Source organism: Paraburkholderia edwinii (genome assembly GCF_019428685.1).
Classification (GTDB): domain Bacteria; phylum Pseudomonadota; class Gammaproteobacteria; order Burkholderiales; family Burkholderiaceae; genus Paraburkholderia; species Paraburkholderia edwinii.
This window is the reverse complement of record NZ_CP080095.1, coordinates 4,136,535-4,155,798: the sequence shown is the minus strand read 5'-3', so window position 1 is coordinate 4,155,798 and position 19,264 is coordinate 4,136,535. Positions and strand designations below refer to the sequence as shown.

At 58.2% G+C, this 19,264-nt stretch carries 18 protein-coding genes; 15 read left to right on the top strand and 3 right to left on the bottom strand.

The features are described 5' to 3' along the window. Positions 1–5: 5 nt before the first annotated feature. The 3 genes from KZJ38_RS18415 (at position 6) to KZJ38_RS18405 (ending at position 4,992) form a co-directional block, all read left to right on the top strand. Positions 6–3,173, top strand: a complete 3,168-nt coding sequence (locus KZJ38_RS18415) for a hemagglutinin repeat-containing protein (protein WP_246641537.1) — start codon at positions 6–8, stop codon at positions 3,171–3,173. Between the two features lies 1 nt (position 3,174). Next, positions 3,175–3,423: a hypothetical protein gene (locus tag KZJ38_RS18410; RefSeq protein WP_219797614.1), complete on the top strand. Its 249-nt coding sequence runs from the start codon at positions 3,175–3,177 to the stop codon at positions 3,421–3,423. 85 nt (positions 3,424–3,508) lie between these two features. Continuing rightward, a protein-coding gene (locus tag KZJ38_RS18405; RefSeq protein ID WP_246641536.1) for an IS1182 family transposase occupies positions 3,509–4,992 on the top strand; the annotation gives its coding sequence in 2 pieces (ribosomal slippage) (positions 3,509–4,763 and positions 4,763–4,992; 1,485 coding nt in all). Positions 4,993–5,100: 108 nt separating this feature from the next. On the opposite strand, the gene KZJ38_RS37170 is transcribed toward KZJ38_RS18405, so the two are convergent. Beyond that, positions 5,101–5,193, bottom strand: a complete 93-nt coding sequence (locus KZJ38_RS37170) for a SymE family type I addiction module toxin (protein WP_425518368.1) — start codon at positions 5,191–5,193, stop codon at positions 5,101–5,103. A gap of 454 nt (positions 5,194–5,647) precedes the next feature. Here KZJ38_RS37170 and KZJ38_RS18390 point away from each other — a divergent pair, with 454 nt between their 5' ends. From KZJ38_RS18390 to KZJ38_RS18340, 11 genes are all read left to right on the top strand, one after another. Beyond that, positions 5,648–5,917, top strand: a complete 270-nt coding sequence (locus KZJ38_RS18390) for a hypothetical protein (protein WP_219797612.1) — start codon at positions 5,648–5,650, stop codon at positions 5,915–5,917. A 216-nt stretch (positions 5,918–6,133) separates the two neighbouring features. Then, entirely contained in the window at positions 6,134–9,535 is a 3,402-nt protein-coding gene (locus tag KZJ38_RS18385; RefSeq protein WP_219797611.1) for a hemagglutinin repeat-containing protein, read from the top strand. Beyond that, positions 9,532–9,822: a hypothetical protein gene (locus KZJ38_RS18380; RefSeq protein ID WP_219797610.1), complete on the top strand. Its 291-nt coding sequence runs from the start codon at positions 9,532–9,534 to the stop codon at positions 9,820–9,822. The genes KZJ38_RS18385 and KZJ38_RS18380 overlap by 4 nt, the downstream gene beginning before the upstream one ends. A 231-nt stretch (positions 9,823–10,053) precedes the next feature. Then, complete coding sequence (locus KZJ38_RS18375; RefSeq protein ID WP_219797609.1) at positions 10,054–10,347, top strand: hypothetical protein; 294 nt, start codon at positions 10,054–10,056, stop codon at positions 10,345–10,347. Positions 10,348–10,396: 49 nt separating this feature from the next. After that, entirely contained in the window at positions 10,397–10,747 is a 351-nt protein-coding gene (locus KZJ38_RS18370; RefSeq protein ID WP_219797608.1) for a hemagglutinin repeat-containing protein, read from the top strand. Then, a complete protein-coding gene (locus tag KZJ38_RS37165) occupies positions 10,731–10,997 on the top strand; it encodes a YrhB domain-containing protein (protein WP_219797607.1) in 267 nt (88 codons plus the stop codon). The genes KZJ38_RS18370 and KZJ38_RS37165 overlap by 17 nt, the downstream gene beginning before the upstream one ends. Positions 10,998–11,150: 153 nt before the next feature. Then, positions 11,151–11,951, top strand: coding sequence for a hypothetical protein (locus tag KZJ38_RS18360; protein WP_219797606.1), 801 nt, complete (start codon positions 11,151–11,153; stop codon positions 11,949–11,951). A gap of 644 nt (positions 11,952–12,595) precedes the next feature. Next, complete coding sequence (locus KZJ38_RS18355) at positions 12,596–12,790, top strand: hypothetical protein (protein WP_219797605.1); 195 nt, start codon at positions 12,596–12,598, stop codon at positions 12,788–12,790. 401 nt (positions 12,791–13,191) lie between these two features. After that, on the top strand, positions 13,192–13,458 hold the full coding sequence (locus KZJ38_RS18350; protein WP_219797604.1) for an MbcA/ParS/Xre antitoxin family protein: 267 nt from the start codon (positions 13,192–13,194) through the stop codon (positions 13,456–13,458). A gap of 508 nt (positions 13,459–13,966) precedes the next feature. After that, positions 13,967–14,392 carry a hypothetical protein gene (locus tag KZJ38_RS18345; RefSeq protein WP_219797603.1) on the top strand — a complete coding sequence of 142 codons (426 nt, stop codon included), beginning with the start codon at positions 13,967–13,969 and terminating at the stop codon, positions 14,390–14,392. Positions 14,393–15,241: 849 nt separating this feature from the next. After that, on the top strand, positions 15,242–16,108 hold the full coding sequence (locus KZJ38_RS18340) for a LysR substrate-binding domain-containing protein (protein WP_219797602.1): 867 nt from the start codon (positions 15,242–15,244) through the stop codon (positions 16,106–16,108). 93 nt (positions 16,109–16,201) lie between these two features. Here the strand turns inward: KZJ38_RS18340 and KZJ38_RS18335 are convergent, their stop codons facing one another. Both KZJ38_RS18335 and KZJ38_RS18330 read right to left on the bottom strand, forming a co-directional pair. After that, entirely contained in the window at positions 16,202–16,918 is a 717-nt protein-coding gene (locus KZJ38_RS18335; protein WP_219797601.1) for a transposase, read from the bottom strand. 259 nt (positions 16,919–17,177) lie between these two features. Then, the gene (locus KZJ38_RS18330; RefSeq protein ID WP_219797600.1) at positions 17,178–17,651 is read right to left on the bottom strand and encodes a ribonuclease; all 474 of its coding nucleotides are present in this window, start codon (positions 17,649–17,651) and stop codon (positions 17,178–17,180) included. A 230-nt stretch (positions 17,652–17,881) separates the two neighbouring features. Between KZJ38_RS18330 and KZJ38_RS18325 the strand changes: the two genes are divergently transcribed. Next, positions 17,882–19,243: a TAXI family TRAP transporter solute-binding subunit gene (locus tag KZJ38_RS18325; RefSeq protein ID WP_219797599.1), complete on the top strand. Its 1,362-nt coding sequence runs from the start codon at positions 17,882–17,884 to the stop codon at positions 19,241–19,243. Positions 19,244–19,264: the final 21 nt, after the last annotated feature.

Below are 19,264 nucleotides of genomic sequence, written 5' to 3'. Positions count from 1 at the left end.
ATTTCGTGCGTTGGGTCACCGGCGGGCCGAACAGTAGCGGCATCAGTTCGTCGCTTTATAACGCCGGGCGCGGTAATGCGGACAGCAATGGCTCGGCGACGACACAGACTGCCAGCGTGGTGAGTGGCAACAGCGTGATCGTGAAGAGTCACACGGGCGATATCGACGTGGTGGGTTCTGGCATTAGCGGAACACAGGGCGTCGACCTTATCGCTACCCAAGGGGCGATCAATGTGCTGGCGGGCACCGAAACCAGCACGAACCATGAGGAGTCGAGCAGTCACCAGTTCGGCGATCTGGGTAGCAACGGTACCGGCACCGGCTTCAGCCAGGGTGTATCGAACAGCCACATGGTGCAGGACACGGCCGCGCAGACGCAGAGCACAATCCGCAGCCAGATTGTGAGCGGCAACGGCAACGTGACGCTGGACGCAAAGCAGGATGTGACGGTGCAGGGCTCCGACCTGTACGCGGGTCAGGACCTGACGTTGATCGGGAAGAACCTGAACCTCGATCCCGGCACGGACGCGCAGCAAAGCAGCATGAGCCAGAGCGCGAGCCAGTTTGGCGTCACGTTTGCGCTGGGCGGTGTGGCGGGGGATACGGCGGCAACCGTCAATCGCAGCTTGAACCAGGCAAGCCATGCGGGCGACTCGCGTCTTGCGGCGCTCGATGTGGCCCAGGCGGCGCTCGCCGTGTACAACGCACCCGGCGCGGCGGCTAGTGGCCAGGCGCCGGCAGTGATCAAGGCGACTGTGAGTGTTGGTGGCGGTACTAGCCACGCCGAAGCTCAAAGCAGTTCGACCACGAACAGTGGCAGTACGCTCACGGCTGGTGGTACGGCGACGCTCGTCGCGACCGGAAGCGGCAACAAGGATGGAGCGGGCTATGCGACGGACGGCGACATCAATGCGCGTGGTACGCAAATCACCGCGCATGATGTGGCGCTGAACGCGGCCCGCGACATCAATCTGCAAAGTGCGAAGGATACGAGCCAGCAGACGAGCAGCAACAGCAGCACTAATGCGAGTATCGGCGTCGGCTTTGGGCTGGGCGGCGCGCAGAATGGCTTTACGCTCGAACTGGCCGCGAATGGCGCGAAGGGTAACGCCAATGGCAACGGCACGACGAACCACGATACGCAGATCAATGCGAGCGGCACGGTCGCCATCACGAGCGGGCGCGATACGAACCTGCGCGGTGCGGAAGTAGCGGGCAATACGGTTGATGCCAACGTAGGCCGTGACCTGAACATCCAGAGTGTGCAGGATACGAATGCGTATAACAGCCAGCAGGCGAGCGCCGGGTTCCAGGCGAGCATCTGCGTGCCGCCGTTCTGCTATGGACAGACGGTCAGCGGCAGCGCGAATGCGAGCGATCAGACCATCAAGGACAACTTCCAGTCGGTGAACCAGCAAAGCGGTATCAGCGCGGGTAGCGGTGGGTTTGACATTTACGTCGGTAACCACACGCAGCTGGATGGCGGCGTTATCGCCAGTACCGCATCGCCGGACAAGAACTCGCTGTCGACGCAGACGCTCGACTATACGAACCTGCAGAACCAGGCGGAGTACTCGGGTTCGACTGTCAGCTTTGGTGTCAGCACGAACAGTGGTGGGGGTACAACCGGCATTGCGGGAATGGGGCCGAGTGGTTTCGGTGCGTCGGGTGTAAGTGACGACGCGTCGGGTACGACGTACGCGGCGGTAAGCCCCGGGACGATTACCGTGCGTGGTGATGCGGGTACCGGGCACGACAGTACGGCCGGGTTGAGCCGCGACACGGCAAACGCGAATGGGTCGGTGGCGAACACGTTCGATGCGCAGAATGTGTCGAACGACATGGCGGTCCAGCAAGGGGTGGTGCAGGTCGGCATGCAGGTGGTGGGTGATATCGCTCAAGCGTTGGAGCATAGGGCGCAGGATGCGCAGGTGCAGGCGTACAAGGACTACCTGAAGGCGCAGCAAGCAGGCGATTCCGAAGGCATGGCGAAGGCGCAAGCGGACTACAACGCAGCATCACAGCAGTACGCGCTGTGGGGCAACGACGGTGCGGGACGGATCGGTTCACATGCAGCTGTGGCGGCAATCGGTGCGGCGTTGGGTGGCGGAAACGTTGCGGGTGCGGTGGGCGGGACGGTGGCAGGGGATATTGCTGGTGATGCGGCAGCACATGCGGGCGGCGGGGCGCTGGCTGGCAACATCGCTTCGGGTGCGGCGGGGGCTTTGGCTGGCGGTGCGCTGGGTGGTGCCGGCGGTGCGATGAGCGGGGCGAATGGGGCGTTGGGTGCGGATTTGTACAATCGGCAGTTGCATCCGGATGAATACAAGCGCGCTGAAAAGGACGCGAAGCTCGTCGCAATGCAACTCGGTATTAGCCAAGAGGAAGCTGAAGGTCGGATCGTGGCGGAGATGCTGCGTAATTCGGATAAGCAGACGGCAGATGCGTCGGGTGGAGTGCATGACTATGAAGTGCGTTCCATTGTCGGTTGCCAGAATCTGAACTGCGACGGCTACAAGAACGACCCGTATTACGCGGACCATAACTACAACAGCCAATACATCGCGGACAATCAGGCGGCGAACCTGATGGGACGGACGCAGTTTGATACGGGCAAGACGCACGATCAGCTCGTTAATGCCAATTACGACAAGGATCCGTATGGCAATACGATTGCGCGCACAGGCGCGACGATTCTTGCTGGATCGGTGGCAGGAGGCTTGGCCGCTGGAACGCTGCTGGCTGATATGGCGGCGGCTTGGTCGACGGGTACGGCGTTCACTTATATGGGTGATGCAGTCAGCTATCAGAGCGGGCTGTCGAGGGATCAGCCGAGCTACCAGAATGCAACGACCGCTGGAGCAGTTGCAGCGGGATTATCGCCGTTTGCGTTGCCCATTGGGGCTTTGGGTGCGTCAACGACAAGCAAGGCGGTCGTGAGTCTCTACAATGCGTTGCTGGTTGGAACAGGTGCGTTTGGGACGACAGCTATTACGAACCCGTCTAGCAGCCCTGATCTGTCGGGCGGAATTGGTACGGGAGCAACGATATTGGGCGCTGGTGGCAAGGCTATCTTGCCTGGCCCTATGGGGAGAGCATTTGATACATGGATGCAGATTTTGCCTGGCCCTGCGCAAGCAGTCATAGAAAACAACGGTAAGGCGAGCAAGTAAGATGGAACACACATCTGCAAAACGAAAAGCGCTCTATCGAAAGTTCTTAGTAGGCTACTTTTGCTTGTTGGGAATCCCATTAATGATTCTTGCGCTGTCGATTTACAAGGGCGCTGGAGGCGCGGGCCTTGTTCCTGGAATCCCCGTGTATTTGCTTCTGCTTGGTGGGGCTACCTATCAATTCATAAAGGAGTTGCGTTCCTTGAAGCGTGAGGAGCAGGAATCGGCACCAAAGGAATCGAAGCAGTAAAAACAAACCCAGCCATCGGCTGGGTTTGCTCAGACTGCTGACAAAGCCCTGGTTTAGACCGGGGCTTTGTCGTTTAATGGGTGTCATGCTGAAGAAACCGACACCGACCCAGCACGAACTCGAGATGGCCACACTCGAGGAGCTTGTGCCGAAGGACCACCTGCTTCGCAAGATCGATGCGGCAGTGGATTTCGAATTCATCCGTGAGAAGGTCGCGCATTTGTACTGTGCGGACAACGGTCGCCCGGCGCTCGATCCGGTGGTGATGTTCAGGCTGCTGTTCATCGGCTACCTGTTCGGGGTGCGCAGCGAGCGGCAGCTCATGCGCGAAGTGCAGGTGAACGTGGCGTACCGCTGGTTTGCGCGTTTCAGGCTCACCGACAAGGTGCCCGACGCCTCGACGTTCTCGCAGAACCGTCGGCGGCGTTTCACCGACGTGTCGGTCTATCAGGCGATCTTCGATGAGATCGTGCGCCAGGCGATCGGCCACGGCATGGTCGAGGGCCGGGTGCTGTACACGGACAGCACCCATCTGAAGGCCAACGCGAACCGGCAGAAGTTTGACGTGGTGAAGGTGGAGCAGGCGCCCTCGGCGTATCTGGCGCAGCTCGATGCGGCAGTGGACGCCGATCGGGCCACCCAGGGGAAGAAGCCGCTCAAACGTGACAGCGGGCACGACGATGGCGATGGCGGCTCACCGGCGGGGGACACGAAAGAGATCAAGGTGAGCCGCACCGATCCGGACAGCGGCTTCATGGTGCGCGACGACAAGCCCACGGGCTTCTTCTACCTGGACCACCGCACGGTGGATGCAAGACATTCGATCATCACCGACACGCACGTGACGCCGGCCTCGGTACACGACAGCCAGCCGTATCTGGCGCGGCTGGACCGGCGGCGCGAGCACTTTGGCTTCGAGGTGCAGGCGGTGGGGCTGGATGCGGGGTACTTCACGCCGATGGTGTGTCAGGGGCTGGAGCAACGGGGCATTGCTGGAGTGATGGGTTACCGCACGCCCAACCACAAGCCGGGCATGTTCTACAAACGGCAGTACCACTACGACGCGTTTCGCGACGAATACCTCTGCCCGCAGGGCCAGGCGCTGCCCTACAGTACGACCAACCGCAATGGTTACCGCGAGTACCGCTCCGATGCACGTATCTGCCGGCGCTGTGCAGTGCGCACGCAATGCACGGGCAGTGCCAATGCGGTGAAGCTCGTGGTGCGTCACCTGTGGGAGCGCGCGAAGGAACGGGTGGAGGCGCGACGCCTGACTGAGTGGGGCAGGCGCATCTACAAACGGCGCAAGGAAACGGTGGAGCGCAGCTTCGCGGATGCGAACAGCTGCATGGACATCGTTATGCCCGCATGCGCGGGCTCAAACGGGTGATGGAGCAGTGCCTGCTGGCGGCGGCCGCGCAGAACATGAAGACGATCGCTCTGGCGCTGGCGCGCCTTTTATTGCGCCTGATCGCTGCGGCCATGCACGCCGAAGCGGCCCACGGCCTGACATCTGCCCGCCGCACGCTGGTGACACGCCGCAGCGCATTGCCTCTGCGTTTCGCCTGAAACGCCCCACTCCACAAACAACAAACCCCACGCTCCGAAAAACGTGGGGTTGGTCAGCAGTCTGAACAAACCCAGCCATCGGCTGGGTTTGCTGTTTGTGGCTCTCGTTCAAGCTGGCGTAATGACGAACCGCCGTTCTTCGACCTGCACGCACACGCGGCTGCGCGGTTCGAACCCCGCCTGCTGAAGCCATTTGCCCATGAGCCTGATATGCGGCACGGGTATGGGTGATTCGTATTTATTGCGGTTCTGAGCGGTCTTGTAGTCGCCCTCACGCACGGCGGCCTCGCAGACATGCGAAGAATGGCGGGCCGGGCGCGACGTCCGTCACGGGGGTGGGGTCGACGGGGTTCGGCGCAGCAGCCAGCATTCCATCGATGTTTTCAGGTGGGCTCACAGCTGCAGCTTATACTGCAACGGTCGTTGGATTTACGGCTGACGCTTTAGCACAACTCGTCAAACCGGACGTAGGCCAGTACGCTGTAACGAGTACCACAGGGTTGATTGCAGAAAGCTTGTCGGATCGGCTTCCTGCACTGGGGCCAGCGATAAACGAGACTGCAAACACGTTCAACAGTAGCAGCACGGGTCAGCAGGTGCAAAATTCCTTGGATAAATACTGGTCTGACTTCGCCAACTATTGGAGCAGCAAGCGATGAAGATCCGACTCTTTGAAGATGGGAATTTCGCACGATGGATACGGACTAGCCTACTTGCTGTCGGTATTTTAATAATGGTCGTCGCGTATGAATATGTGCCGCCGGCACCGTTTGGAGGTTTCCTGCTACTGTTGGGGTTCGGTATTGCCGCTATCGGCGGGTATGCGAGTAGGGCACATTTATTGAAAATCAAACCCTTCGACAATAGCTACGAAAAGGCACGAAAGACCTATGGAGCGAGGGGCGAAGAGCAAGATAAAACCTGAAACAACAAACCCAGTCTAAGAACTGGATTTGTTGTTTTAAGGCATAGGAAAAAAGCGGTGTAATGATCGACTGTCTGTGCTGAAAGGTCACGCGGATGCAAGAATCGGATCTTGAAGGCTCGTTCGTCCGAGCCAGCCCGTCGACAGTAACGGTCTGAGGGTACGCGGAGCTATGCGGAGACGCTGCACACGTCGGATCAGGCGCTGACCGGCACGATGCTCGAGAGCGGCGATACGCTGAATATCGTTTCGGGCAAGGACATCACGGTCAGCGGCAGCGCGATCAGCCTCGACAAAGGAAGCGCCAACCTCGTGGCGACAGGCAATGTGAATATCGGCGCGGCGAGTGAAACGCACGAGCTGAATTCGCACGAAACGCACAGCCACAGCGAGGTCATCGCTGGCTCGAAGGTGTCGAGCAGCATCGATCAGACGATGACGCTGAATCAAGGCAGCATGATTTCTGCCGATAGCGTCAACGTGGTTAGCGGCCACGATATCAATGTCACGGGCAGCAACATTGTCGGCACGAACGACGTAACGCTGAAGGCGGTGCACGACGTCACGATCACGACTTCACAGGATACCGAAAGCACGCAGACCGATTACAGCAAGCGTGAATGGGGGTTCCTGTCGGGGATGACGGCGCTGAACCAGCTGGACGGCGGCCTGCAGGGTTACAGCTTCGGCGTGCGCAAGACGACCGACGCGCAGCAGATGACCCAGGTGACGAACAACAGCAGCATGATCGGTTCGGTGAACGGCAATCTGACGGTGGTGGCCGGTAACGATCTGCACGCGACGGACGCCATCCTGTATGCCGCGAATGACCTGGGGCTTGCCGGCAAGACGGTCACGATCGACGCGGCCCAGAACACGTTTAGCCAGAGCGAGCAGCAATCGTTCAGTCAGACGGCGATTACCGCGGGCATCAGCAACCCGGTGATTGCGGCCGCGATGACGGCGAACCAGATGCGGCAGGATGTGAAGCACACCAATGGCGACGCGCGGCTCGATGCGCTTGCGGCGGTGACCACTGGACTCGCCGTGAAGAATGCGATCGATGCGGTGGCAAGCAACCCGTCGGCTGTCGGCGGCATCGGCATCAGTGTGTCGCTCGGTACGAGTCATAGCAATAGCAATTCGAGCGCGTCATCGAGCACTGCGGCTGGCAGTTCGATCACCGCCGGGCACAACCTGACGATTGCGGCCGCCGGTGCGGGCGCTGACAGCGACATCAATGTGATCGGCAGCAATCTCTCGGCTGGCAATAACACGACGTTGATCGCTGCGGGTGATATCAACCTTCACGCGGCGCAGAACTCCGATAGCGTGTCGAGCACGAACAGTGGCTCGAGCGCAAGTATCGGCGCGACGTTGAGCTTGGGACAGCAGAACGGCCTGTCGTTCCAGCTGGGTGTATCGGGCACCAAGGGTAACGGCAACAGCAGCGATACGACGTGGACGAATACGCATGTCAGTGCGGGGAACACGCTTACGTTGCAGTCGGGTGGGGATACGAATCTGATTGGTGCTGTTGCCGACGCTCAGCAGGTGGTTGCGAATGTGGGCGGCGATCTGAACATCGCGAGCCTGCAGGATACGAGTCACTACGACTCGAAGCAGGTTAGTGGCGGGGTGTCGATTAGTGTTTGTGTGCCGCCTATTTGTTATGGCGCTGGGTCGAGTGTGGCGGCGAACTTCAGTCAGGAGAAGCTCAATAGCGACTACGCGAGCGTGACTGAGCAATCTGGCGTTCATGCCGGGGATGGTGGCTTCCAGATTAACGTGAAGGGCAACACCGATCTGAAAGGCGGTGTGATTTCGAGTAGCGATGTTGCGATTGAAAATGGGCTGAACTCGCTGACGACTGCGACGCTTACGCACAGCGATATCGAGAATCAAGCCTCGTATGATGGGTCGTCCGTCGGGGTCAGCGGTGGGTATGGCGTCGATCTCGGTAAGACCCAGACGGGTGTGGCAACGAACATCAACCCGGTGCCGGGTACGACCTTGCCCAATACCGGTGGCGACAAGGGCGGCTTTGCTGTCGCGCCGCCGATCGCGTTGAGCGCATCGGGCGATGCCAGTTCGACGACAAAGAGTGCGATCAGCGGCGGCGCCATCAACATTACCGATGGGACCAAGCAACAGCAACTGACCGGCCAGACCGCTGAGGAGGCGGTGGCCAGTATCAACCGGGATACGACCGGTACGCAGGCAACGATCGCGCCGATCTTCGATAAGGACAAGATTGAGGCTGGGTTTGATATCACCAGCCAGTTCATCAATCAGGTTGGGACGTTCGTATCCGACCGGGCGAAGGAGGCGGACGCCGCGAGCAAGGCTGCGAACGATCCGAGTCTGACGCCTGAGCAAAGAGCTGAAGCGCAGCAACGCGCAGATGAGCTCAACAAGGATTGGGGACCGGGTGGTTCGTATCGTCAGGTGCTGACGGCGTTGACGGTTGCGGCAGGCGGGAATGTGACCGGTGGGGTCGGTCAGTATGCACAGGCTGCGACGGTGACCTATCTGCAGGAGCTTGGGGCAAGCCAGGTCAAGGCGCTGATCAATACACTCAGCCTTGATCAGACGCCGGAAGGCGAAACGGCGCGCGCGGCATTGCACGCGATTGTGGGTTGCGCGGGCGCGGCGGGGTCGGGGGCGAGTTGCGGTGCGGGTGCAATGGGGGCGGCGGCGAGTTCGGTGATTGGAAGTTTGCTGAAGCCGACGGACAACATGACGGCCGAGGAGCGGCTGGTTCGTGAAAACCTCGTCAATAGCTTGATAGCGGGGCTGGCAACGAGTATTGGTGCGAGCGGTGCGGACACTGCCGCGGCCGCGGGCGCGGGACAGATTGAAGCGCAGAACAATCAGGTTGGCATTCTTGGACCGAAGAAGAATCCGCTGTCGGTCGATCTGGTGAAAACGTACTGTGCGACTGGCACGTGCACTGACGAGCAGGTGAAGCTGCTGGTTCAGGTGCAGAACCAGATGAACGAGGCGAGCGGCAATAACGCGATGATTGTGGCCGGTGGTGTGACGGCGGCTGCGATGGTGGCGGCAGTGCCTGCGTTGGCGGGGCTGGCGCCTGACGCTTTGGCACTTGCGTTGGCAAATCCGGCTGCGGCGGTGAATGCTGGCATCATCACGGTGGAGACGGCGGCGGCGATTGCGACGGATTCGATGACGCCGGGGTTGGCTATCGAAGGGCTTGTGCAAAAGGCGGGCAATGCTGCAAACAATGCGGTTAAGCAAGCCGATCTGGAAATACTGGCAGCTAACGGCGTGAAGTTTACGCTGCAAAATGTTGTGGCAACCGGGACGACTCCCAGCGGCCAGATTGTATTCCTTGAAACCGGTAGTTCAAGCGCTGGGCTCCAACATATCATCGAAGAACATGGTGCGGAGTTCGCAAATATGGGGGTATCGCCAGCTCAAATCCCTGACGTCGTCATGCAAGCCGTAACGCAAGGCAAGATTGTCGGCTATCAAGGCTCTGGGACTGGGCGGCCGATCTACGAAGTAACGGTCAATGGTCAGCAACATCAGATAGCGGTTACAGTCGGAAGCAATGGATTCATCGTGGGTGCGAACCCACGTGGGAGTGTGAAATGAAAAAGATAAAGTTGATGGCCGATTATCAATGTCACCCCCTTTGGGACATGTCACCAGGGAGCTATGGCGACATTGATCCTGGCACGTTGCCGATCTCGGCGGAGTTGAGGCAAATGCTCACCGATTGGGCACGCGAGTTCGACGAAACATTGGATATGGCGGACCCGGCGAAGTCCGGATTCAAGAGCGAGGCGGCAGAGGCAGCTTTCAAAGCGCGGGGTACGCAACTCGCTGATCAACTACAGGATGAGCTTGGTCCTGATTTTTTCATCTCAGTCAAGGTTTAACTGACGCGGTCTTCAACATATCATCGAAAGGCATGGTGCCGACTTCGCGAACAAGAGCATTGCTCAGCCCGACATCTCTTCCGTTTTTATGGAGCCTGTAACCCAGGGGACGATTGTGGGAACGAATGACTCCGCTCCCGTCTATCGAATCACGTATGACGGTGCTACAAAATGCATCTCGGTTGGTGTGAGTTCAAATGGGTTCATCGTTCGCGCCAACCCGGTTAGCACATGGAAGCCTTTGAAATGAAGACTCTTCGCTTGGGCGCCGTTTGCGGCGCTCCACCTATCTTCAATGCCGATATCGAAGAGATGGGCTACGTTGAGCCGTCGGAACTTTACATCTCGCCTCACCTCCTTGCTCAGTTGGAGGCTTGGAATGTGGAGTTTCAACAGACGTTCTCCGACGACTATCCTCCGGATTCGAGGTTCAAGTCCGACGATGAACGGAATCGGCATAACGAGCGTGGAGCGGAACTCGCCGCGCTGCTTCAGCGAGAGATAGGGGCAAACCGCGCAGGTTGAATTCATACCGCTCAGGTAGCTCCGCTTCGAGGGCTCTTCGCATACCGAGGTGCGGCAACGGCAACGTGACGCTGGACGCAAAGCAGGATGTGACGGTGCAGGGCGCGGTGCGGAAGTAGCGGGCAATACGGTTGACGCCAACATCGGCCGCGACCTGAACATCCAGAGTGTGCAGGATACGAATGCGTATAACAGCCAGCAGGCGAGCGCCGGGTTCCAGGCGAGTATCTGCGTGCCGCCGTTCTGCTATGGACAAACGGTGAGCGGCAGCGCGAATACGAGCGATCAGACGATCAAGTACAATTTCCAGTCGGTGAACCAGCAAAGCGGCATCAGCGCGGGTAGCGGCGGATTTTCTCCAATTTTCAGTTTGGGGTGTTGCCATGAGATTGGACTTTAATTCCGCCAGAGAGCTGGCACTCAAATTTCTGTTAGAGCAGGAAGCAAAGTTTGGAGGCGTACCCTGCTCTATAGTTGAATCTCGAATAGTCGAGAACGAGCGAGGCTGGTATTTCCCTTATCAATCGGTGGAATTTTTAGCTACGGGAGATATCAACGCGTCTCTAGTGGGAAACTGGCCCATCTTTGTTAGTGGAGATGGCTTGTATGTTGGACCGGGCAGACCGGATATAAAGGAGCGCGGCGGTTGAGAGCGGCGGGTCTATCGAGAGAGTTGGTAGGCACGAGGGTCGGCAACTAGACCCGCGGCTCGACTTGGGCATCATTCATCGAACGCGTCAACACCAGTAGCGCTGCAGTTGCTCAGTCATTGAGAAGGTGTAACAGAAAGGACTAATGTATCCGTGACGATACGTGGCAGAACGGAAGAGTTGACGCTCGTTTTTACCCTGAAAGATGTTGCTTCCTGGTCGGAAGCGATCTTTGGCGCAGATCGGGTGAAGTTTCAAACAGGAACTGGGTCGATCACACCCTTAGATGCTCTCAACTTAGTCATTGGGAGAATGCGTGCGTTGGGTATCGATACAACGTTTACTCAAGGCAAAAAGACCGTATCGGCGACGTCGCTTCTCAAGGGAGTCGAGAGGAAAGCGACATGGGGACACGTGCAGACCACCGATCTCTCTCTCCAGTATGGGATTGCTGGTTCCTACGAGCATTGCTTTGTCTCTATACGAGAAAAAATCTGTAATGCAGCTGGTAGTTGGAAGGAGTGGGCGACGCCATTCGTGGTGTTGAACGGTTTTGTGCAGGGATGGGTGGTCGACGTTGAATATAACCATTGGCAAAATGCGAAAGATCCAATCGAGTATGAAATTGCCGGTCGAGATTTCACGCATCTGCCCATGAAGTCGAACGGATTGCCTCCTCCACTTCAGCAGATGGAGATTGATACATCCAATAACCCTGGGCGCTGGGTGTTGCGGTCCGGCTATGTCGAGGCTATCGGGGCCACTATGTGGTTGAGCAAGTTGTTTTGGGATCGAGTAGGGCGAGATCGTAGCAACCGTGTAAGGTCGACTGACTGGATTTGCACAACAGAGCTCCCTAAGGACGTTGTGGAAATTTGTGTTTCTGAGCATTGCTTTGTTTCGGAGGAAACCGCTGATCTCCAAAATCGGCTGAGGGAACTCTTGTACGCTTAGACGACAAGTGTCATATGTGGTTGCAAGCGCTGGGCGGGGCCATCACCATCTCCGATGGAGTAAAGCAGCAATGGACGGGGTCTACGGCTGCGGAAGCGGTCGCGGGCATCAGTCGCGATACAAGTTCGACGGCCGAATTCCGCAGCGCAGGGGACAAGAAATGAACTGGCGTCGAGCGTATGCAGTGTTTCAAATTTACGTCATGGTTTTTTTAGTGGCCACGATTGGTGCGGGTTGCTGGTCGTTCCTCGTTGTGTGACATTCAATCTGGACGAGGACATCGCATTCTCGGCAATTGGGCTGCCGTTGTTCCTGATATTAATGGTGGTCTTCATCAGACTGCTACCGAAGCATCTCCGCAAGGCCGGTATGTTGAGCGACGACTCTGAACGCTTCGGTCCTTGGTTCAAGAACTGAACGAGCAGAAGCGATGAACCTTGCTGCGGCTGGGTTCGTTACTTGTGCATCGCTCAAGCAGGCGTAATGATGAGCCTTCCCTCTTTTCCCCCTGAATACACACGCGGCTTCGCAGTTTGAACCCGGCTACTCTGAGCACATGGGCCGGTGATCCTGGCGGATGGGGGGAGAAAGCGGTCCTCGGTATAACGAAGGCAGCTCCCACATATGATGGGAAGCAGGGTGGAATGGGCGGCGCGATCAACATCACTGATGGCGCCAAGCAACAGGCTTGGCGCAACAGGATTCAGGTGGTAAGCATGGTTGGAATTCCGGGCTCGTCTCCTAAGACACGCGGTCAAACGATCATTGGAGTTATTGTCTTCATCGCAATTATGGGCTTCGTCGTGTACGTGGTGGTGAAAAGCGTTTTCTTTAGCTGAAACAGCAAATCCGACTGTGCCGCCGTCCGTGCTGTTTCAAAAGAAAGCGGAGGGAGCGAGATACTCGTGCTGCAAAAGCACGAGGGCAACCTACACGAAAGTCATACGGGAGACCGGAAGTGAACTGGAGGCGTCTGTACGCAGCTATCCAAATAGTTGGAGTTGTGGGAGGCAATATCAGTCGGAACTGCTGACCTAACAAATCCTGCCGCACGTCAAGCACTTGGCGTCACGGTAGATCAGTTGACAAATGCTTCGCACGGTGGCGGATCATACGATGTTGCGCAGGCATTGAGTGCGTGGGCCCGTGACCAAGGGTAGCAAGCCATATTGGCCCCATCTGCTCAGAATGCAGGTGGGGCGAATTTGATTTCGTTTAAATCCTTGAGTGGAGGGGGCACGTGAATTTTGAACTTGAGGGTTGGGATGGGTTTGTCGAGGCACTTGCCCCAGAGTGGCAGGTTAATAGCGTTACCGAAGAGTTGCTGAAGTTGGTTCCCGATGAAGGCTTAGCCAAGGTGATTTGGGGGTGCTTGAAGTCCGACGCGCTCCGCTGGTTGTACCGCGAAGTCCCAATGCTGGATCAGCAACGCCCGATTGACTTGTTGTCAAGTGTTGAGGGGCGTCAGCGGGTGAAGTGGATATTGCTGTCTTCTCCTTGGTGGTGAAACCTAGATTTATACAATCGGCAGTTGCATCCGAATGAGAAGAATGTGATCGAAGACCTTAAATAAGCCTGTGCCAGAAAGCGATAAAGTGATGAAGATCGGTCGCAGCGTCGAGCTTCAGGTTCGACTGCGCTTGAGATTGGTGCCGGCTCTCCGGGGAGATTGAACGTCGGAGTTACGCTTCGCAGCCACGGTGTTTCAGTGATCCAGCCGAATAAATGAGGTCAGAAAATGGTCCGAGGGCCGACTCAAGAAGAGTACGAAAAATTCACTCCGAAGCAGAAAACCGTCTACTGGATTTGCGTTGCAATCATGTTTTTAACTATTGGCGGAATAGCGATCAAGAAGTTCTTCTTTAGCTAACGCTTGGCAACGTTGCGGCTTGATCGAAAAACTTGGTGCGATCCTACCGGTACATCAACGGCTTGTCACTCGGTATTGGTACAGGCGTTAGTGTCCAATCAACGTCACTATTGACCGCACCTATCAATCGCCGAGCGAACAAGAAATGACCCTTCTTAGCCATGGAACGCTGAGCCCATTCGAAGCATTCGTCACGATTTCGATAGTGCTCGCGTTTGCTGTAATCGTATTCGCTGTGCTACCTGGTTTGCCAAGGATGTTGGACAAAGCTGGTGGACGGCGTTTGGCACAGGTTCGCGTTATCGCCTCGTTTGGTGGTCCCTATTTGCGCTCTGGCGGAGCGTTCTATCGCTTTAGCCTCTACGAACGCTATCTTGTGGTTTGCTTTATGACTGCGCGCTCTTACCCATACGAAGGAGTTCGCGTTCGAGATCCGTTCAACAAAGTGGGGAGCAGCCTTTCTCTCACGCTAGATGGCGTGCCAGTCACCTTGCGCGGGAATAGCGAAGGCCTTGAGCGTTTCTCAGAAGCGCTATCGAAGTACGTAACGTCGTCTGGAGCGGAATTGTGATCCGTTGCTACGCAGAACACGGGTGGCGCAAGCCCACCGTATAGTTGGCGCATGTCGAGCGGTCAGGCGGAAGCGCCCGACGATTGAACCATACGGACCATTCTCATCAGGATCTAACAGGAGGGATTATTCGGCGGCGTTTGGTACGGCTGGAGACTGCGACTACCGCGGACACCTCATGGCGACACTCCAGCGCTAGCAATTCAGTTTCGGCCGCCTTCCCGCTGATGCCGATTACGACGACGCGGGCTGAGACTGCCTGGCCGCGTCGATTGCCCGCCTTACCTGAGCTTGATTCAACCCGATTGCGCGACATCCTTTTTCCGTAGCGTGATAGACGCGAATATCCTCTGCCATACGACTGCCGACATAAGCCATCCCAATGGCGACAAGCTCTTGGAATGCATCATCGACTTTGCCCGGTCTCGTCATGAAGTAGTTGCGGCGCCCCCAGCCAGCCCGACCCGGATCGTCAGGCCATGCTCCTAGCATGTGCTGTAGCAATGCCTGTAGACGCTGATCCAACGACACAGGCGAACGAGAAGTCAGAGGCCGTTCTTGCGGCATTGTCCGATCCCCTTTCATGCTAAAAAATCCTATTCCCGATCTGCATTGCATTCGGCAAAGATTCTGTCGAATTGCGACGTGTGCTTGACGGGTAATGAGCAGTCACGCGGCGACGGATGTGCTTCGCAACGGAGCCCAAAATGTTGTGTCAAGCACCTCGTTTTGGCCGTTCGGCGAATCCAGCCCGGTGCTTTGCCGAAGTGCAAGATACGCGTCCAGGGTACTATCCGAAAATCGATTTTTTCTACGATATCTGTGAGTTTTTTTAACCAAGGACAGTAGGTGCGCGCTCTTCCTCCGCTCTCATCCCTGCGAGCGTTCGAGTCAACCGCCAGAAATCAATCGGTGACCCGAGCCGCCGAGGAACTCTGTCGAACCCATGGTGCGGTCAGTCGGCAGTTGAAACTGCTTCAGGCGCATGTCGGCGCACCGCTTTTCTCCAAGGAAGGAACGGGACTCAAACTGAATCAGAACGGGCAGGCGCTGTATGCGCTTGTGAGTTCAGTTTTCGAGCAGCTCGAGCATGGCTACGCCAGGGTCCGTGAGCAGGCGCGGCAATCGGGTCTGCACGTGGCGTGCAGCGCAACGTTCGCGATGCGTTGGCTCGTGCCTAACCTGGCCGACTTCTATCGCTCCTGGCCAGACATTCGCATCCGGCTGTCGATGACCTCAGCGCGCGAGATCCGCACCGAAGGTGCCGATCTCGTCATTGCATGGGATCTCACGTCATATCCCGAGAGCGACCGCGAACGTGCCATCCGCCTTGCGCCCGCCGCTTTCGGCCCCGTATGCGCGCCTGCCTACAGGCGTGCGGCCAAGGCCGGCACCCGCATTGGCCACGATTTCAACTCAACTGCCTGGCTGCAATGGGATAAGCAGAGCAAGGAAAGAATCGCAACGGGTGAGGAAATCACGTTCCCGCATACTCATCTTTGTATCGAGGCTGCACTTTCTGGACTCGGAGTTGCGCTTGTCGAAAAGAGGTTTGTGCGAAAGGAACTCGAAGACCGGCAATTGATCGCGCCGTGGGGCTTCGTCGAACTTCCATTCGGCTTTATGGCGCTGCCTGCGGCGGGCCGAATGCTGCCCGAGGATATGTCCACCTTCATCGACTGGATACGTGCTCGTCTGGTGGCGGATTCCGTATAGCCCGAATGCGTTGTGTTGGAAAGCGTCCAGCGGCTCTGAGTTTGTGACTACGTCTTAAAGCACGTGAAGAATTGGCGCTCACAAATCAATCGCTTACCCCACGTGCGCAAGCGCCCGCGCCGTACCACCCTTCACCGCCCGATCCCGCAACAGCAACGGCATCAACCTCCGATTAGCCGTCTGCGCCGCCCACTCGCAATACGCAGCGCTCCCGAGCACCCAGCCCTTGAGCGTCGACTGCATCAGGTTATCCACCTCATGTTCATCAAGAGGCCGTTCACCCAGATCGCGGTAAGCCCGCTGTCGCTCGAACGGTGTATCGCCGAGCGCCGAATAGAGCGAATGATCCTTGATAAAGCTATCGACACGCATCCCGATGTGATGCGTATAGCTCGACCACGGGTATGTCCCGGGCTCGGCGACAAGCCGGTTGCGCACCGGCGCATGATCGATGACCTGGCTTGCGAGCAGGAAATACCGCTCAGGCTCGATCACGGTTGCCCGGTACCCACCGCGCCACACCATACCGCGGCGTCCATGGCGGCGGTTGAACGTCTCGACATAGCGGCGGCCGACCGCCTGCATCACCATTGCCACACTCGACTCGTACGAAGGCGTAACGAGGAACTGCACCGCCTCAGGCATTAGTACCCATGCGTGGACCGCCAGGCCGGCGACGCGCGCGGCGTCCGCCAGGCAGGCGATGAAGTACAGGTAGTCTCCTTCGTCGAGAAATGCGGGCCCGGTAAGACCCTGCAAGATAACGTGTTGCGGTTGTTCTGGGACGTAGTGCCGTGCGAGCCGTGTCATGTTGAATTGACCGCAAATCCGATGTGAGAGCGCGCTCCGACTGGTATCGGACGCGTGATGGTGCGTAGTGGATATAGGACGAAATCCTATCGGTCCGGTACGTGCGCTTACGTCGCGAATAGGCCTTTTTTCAGGCCTCTTTTCGTCGATTTGCCGATTCGAAACGAGCCTCTTTTTTGCCGGCGCGGACTGGGAACTCGCGAAGTTCATTCGTCTGCTAACACGACGAAAACTTCATACAAAACACCGAGCCCCGTCTTCACTCTGCGATGCGCTTCAAGCTCGCGTAGTAATCGTCGGTGTAATAGCATTCGGCGATCTGCTTGCGCGGCCCGCCGCATACGATCCGGCGCTGCCCGCGATCCGTCGAGCCGGGCGTGCGAACCGTGTATGCGTGGTAGTAGCCGCGCGGATGCTCCGGCAGCAAAAGCGCACTGTTACGGAACAGCACGCCATCCTCACTAAAAGGATAGGGACCGCCCGCTTTGATCAGCCGCAGTGTGTCGGCTGCTTCCGCCGGTAACTGCGCCTTGGTGATCGTGCCCAGCACGGCCTTCTGTTGCGCGCCTGATGCTGCAGGCGCAGCGCTCGCGCCCGAAGCTGGCTGAGCCGGTGCCTGACTTGCCGATGCCTCCGATGATGCCTCAGCGCCGTTTTGCGATCCTTGCTTGCCGCATCCCCCGAGGATCGCGCTCAAGATGACGATGCAGGAGACAGCCCACGTTTTCTTCACGAAACGATTCCCCCTCGTTGACCAGCATCAGACGACCAGGATCGATGTAAAGGTATCGCTAATAGCCAAGCGAATCAACGTTCGGCAAGCCGTGGGCCTGGCATTGGCGTGAACAGGCCCTAAGATACGTTCATACGGTCACACAACGCCCGCGAACCTGACGCCGTACGGCCCGCGTTCGCGCCCGCGCCCTTGAACGCGCCAGCTCGTCATCCGCTCCCATTGCACTCATGAAACGAGACTTCTGGCACGGCAGCTCCAGCCATGGCCCGCGTCATCCCCACCATCTGCTCTGGCACGAGATCGCGCGGACAGCGTTGCCGATTGCGCTCGCCGTGGCGCTCGTGATCTCCGCGCTCGTCTGGTGGATCGATCCCGCACCGCCGCGCTCGATCACGATGAGCGCAGGGCCGCGCAACAGCGTCTTCATGCAGACGGCGCTGCAGTACAAGCAGGTCCTGGCGCGCAAGGGCGTGAACCTCGAAATCGTCGAATCCGGCGGCTCGGTCGAAAACCTGAAACAGCTGCTCGAGCCTCATAGCCGGGTTGATATCGCGTTTGTGCAAAGCGGCATCGGGCAGGGAATGTCGACCGATTCGCTGGTGTCGCTCGGCAGCGTCTTCTATGTGCCGCTCATCGTTTTCTCGCGCGGCGGTGGTAGCCTCACCGACCTGTCGCAGCTCGAGGGCAAGCGGGTGGCGGTCGGCCCGGAGGGGAGCGGGACGCACGTGCTTGCGCTCGCATTGCTTGCCGCCAGCGGAATCGTGCCGGGCGGTAAGACCACCTTGTTGACGCTCGACGCGCAGGAGGCAGCCAACGCGCTGACAGAAGGAAGCATCGACGCGGCGCTCTTCAGCGGAGACTCGACGACTCGCGCGTTGCTCCTGAAACTGCACGAGACGCCCAGCTTGACGCTGATGAACTTCTCCGAGGCCGCGGCCTACACACGCCTGTTTCCGTACCTGAGCGAGGTTGACTTGCCGCGCGGCGTGCTCGATCTGCGCCGCATCCTTCCGCCGCAGACTGTGCATCTGATCAGTCCGACCGTCGAGATCATCGCGCAAAGCCGCCTTCATCCCGCGATCTCCGACCTCATCATCGAGGCGGCTCAAGAGGTGAACGGCCGGGCGGGATTGCTGCAGCGCGCCGGCGAGTTTCCGAGCCCGATGGCGCGCGGCTTTCGCATAAGCGACGACGCGTTGCGCTACTACCGCTCCGGCAAGGGCTTTCTTTACCGGTATCTGCCGTTCTGGCTTGCCACCGTCGCCGACCGCCTGCTGGTGTTGCTGCTGCCGGCGATGGTCCTGATCTTGCCCGCCATTCGCTACCTTCCCGCGCTGATCAGCTGGCGCATGAAGTCGAAGATATATCGGTTCTACGGCCTCCTGATTGCGCTTGAGCGGCGCGCTTTGAGTAATACGACGCCCGAGGAGAGACGAACCCTGCTCGCGGAACTCGATAACATGGAAGTGGCGATCAACGCGCTACGGATACCGCTTGTCTATGCCGACGCCCTCTATGTGTTGAGGGAGCATGTCGGCTTTGTGCGCGCGCGTTTGACGGGCTCGGTGGGCGTCGCAACCCACCGCTAAGTCGCGGAGCGTCGATCGGGT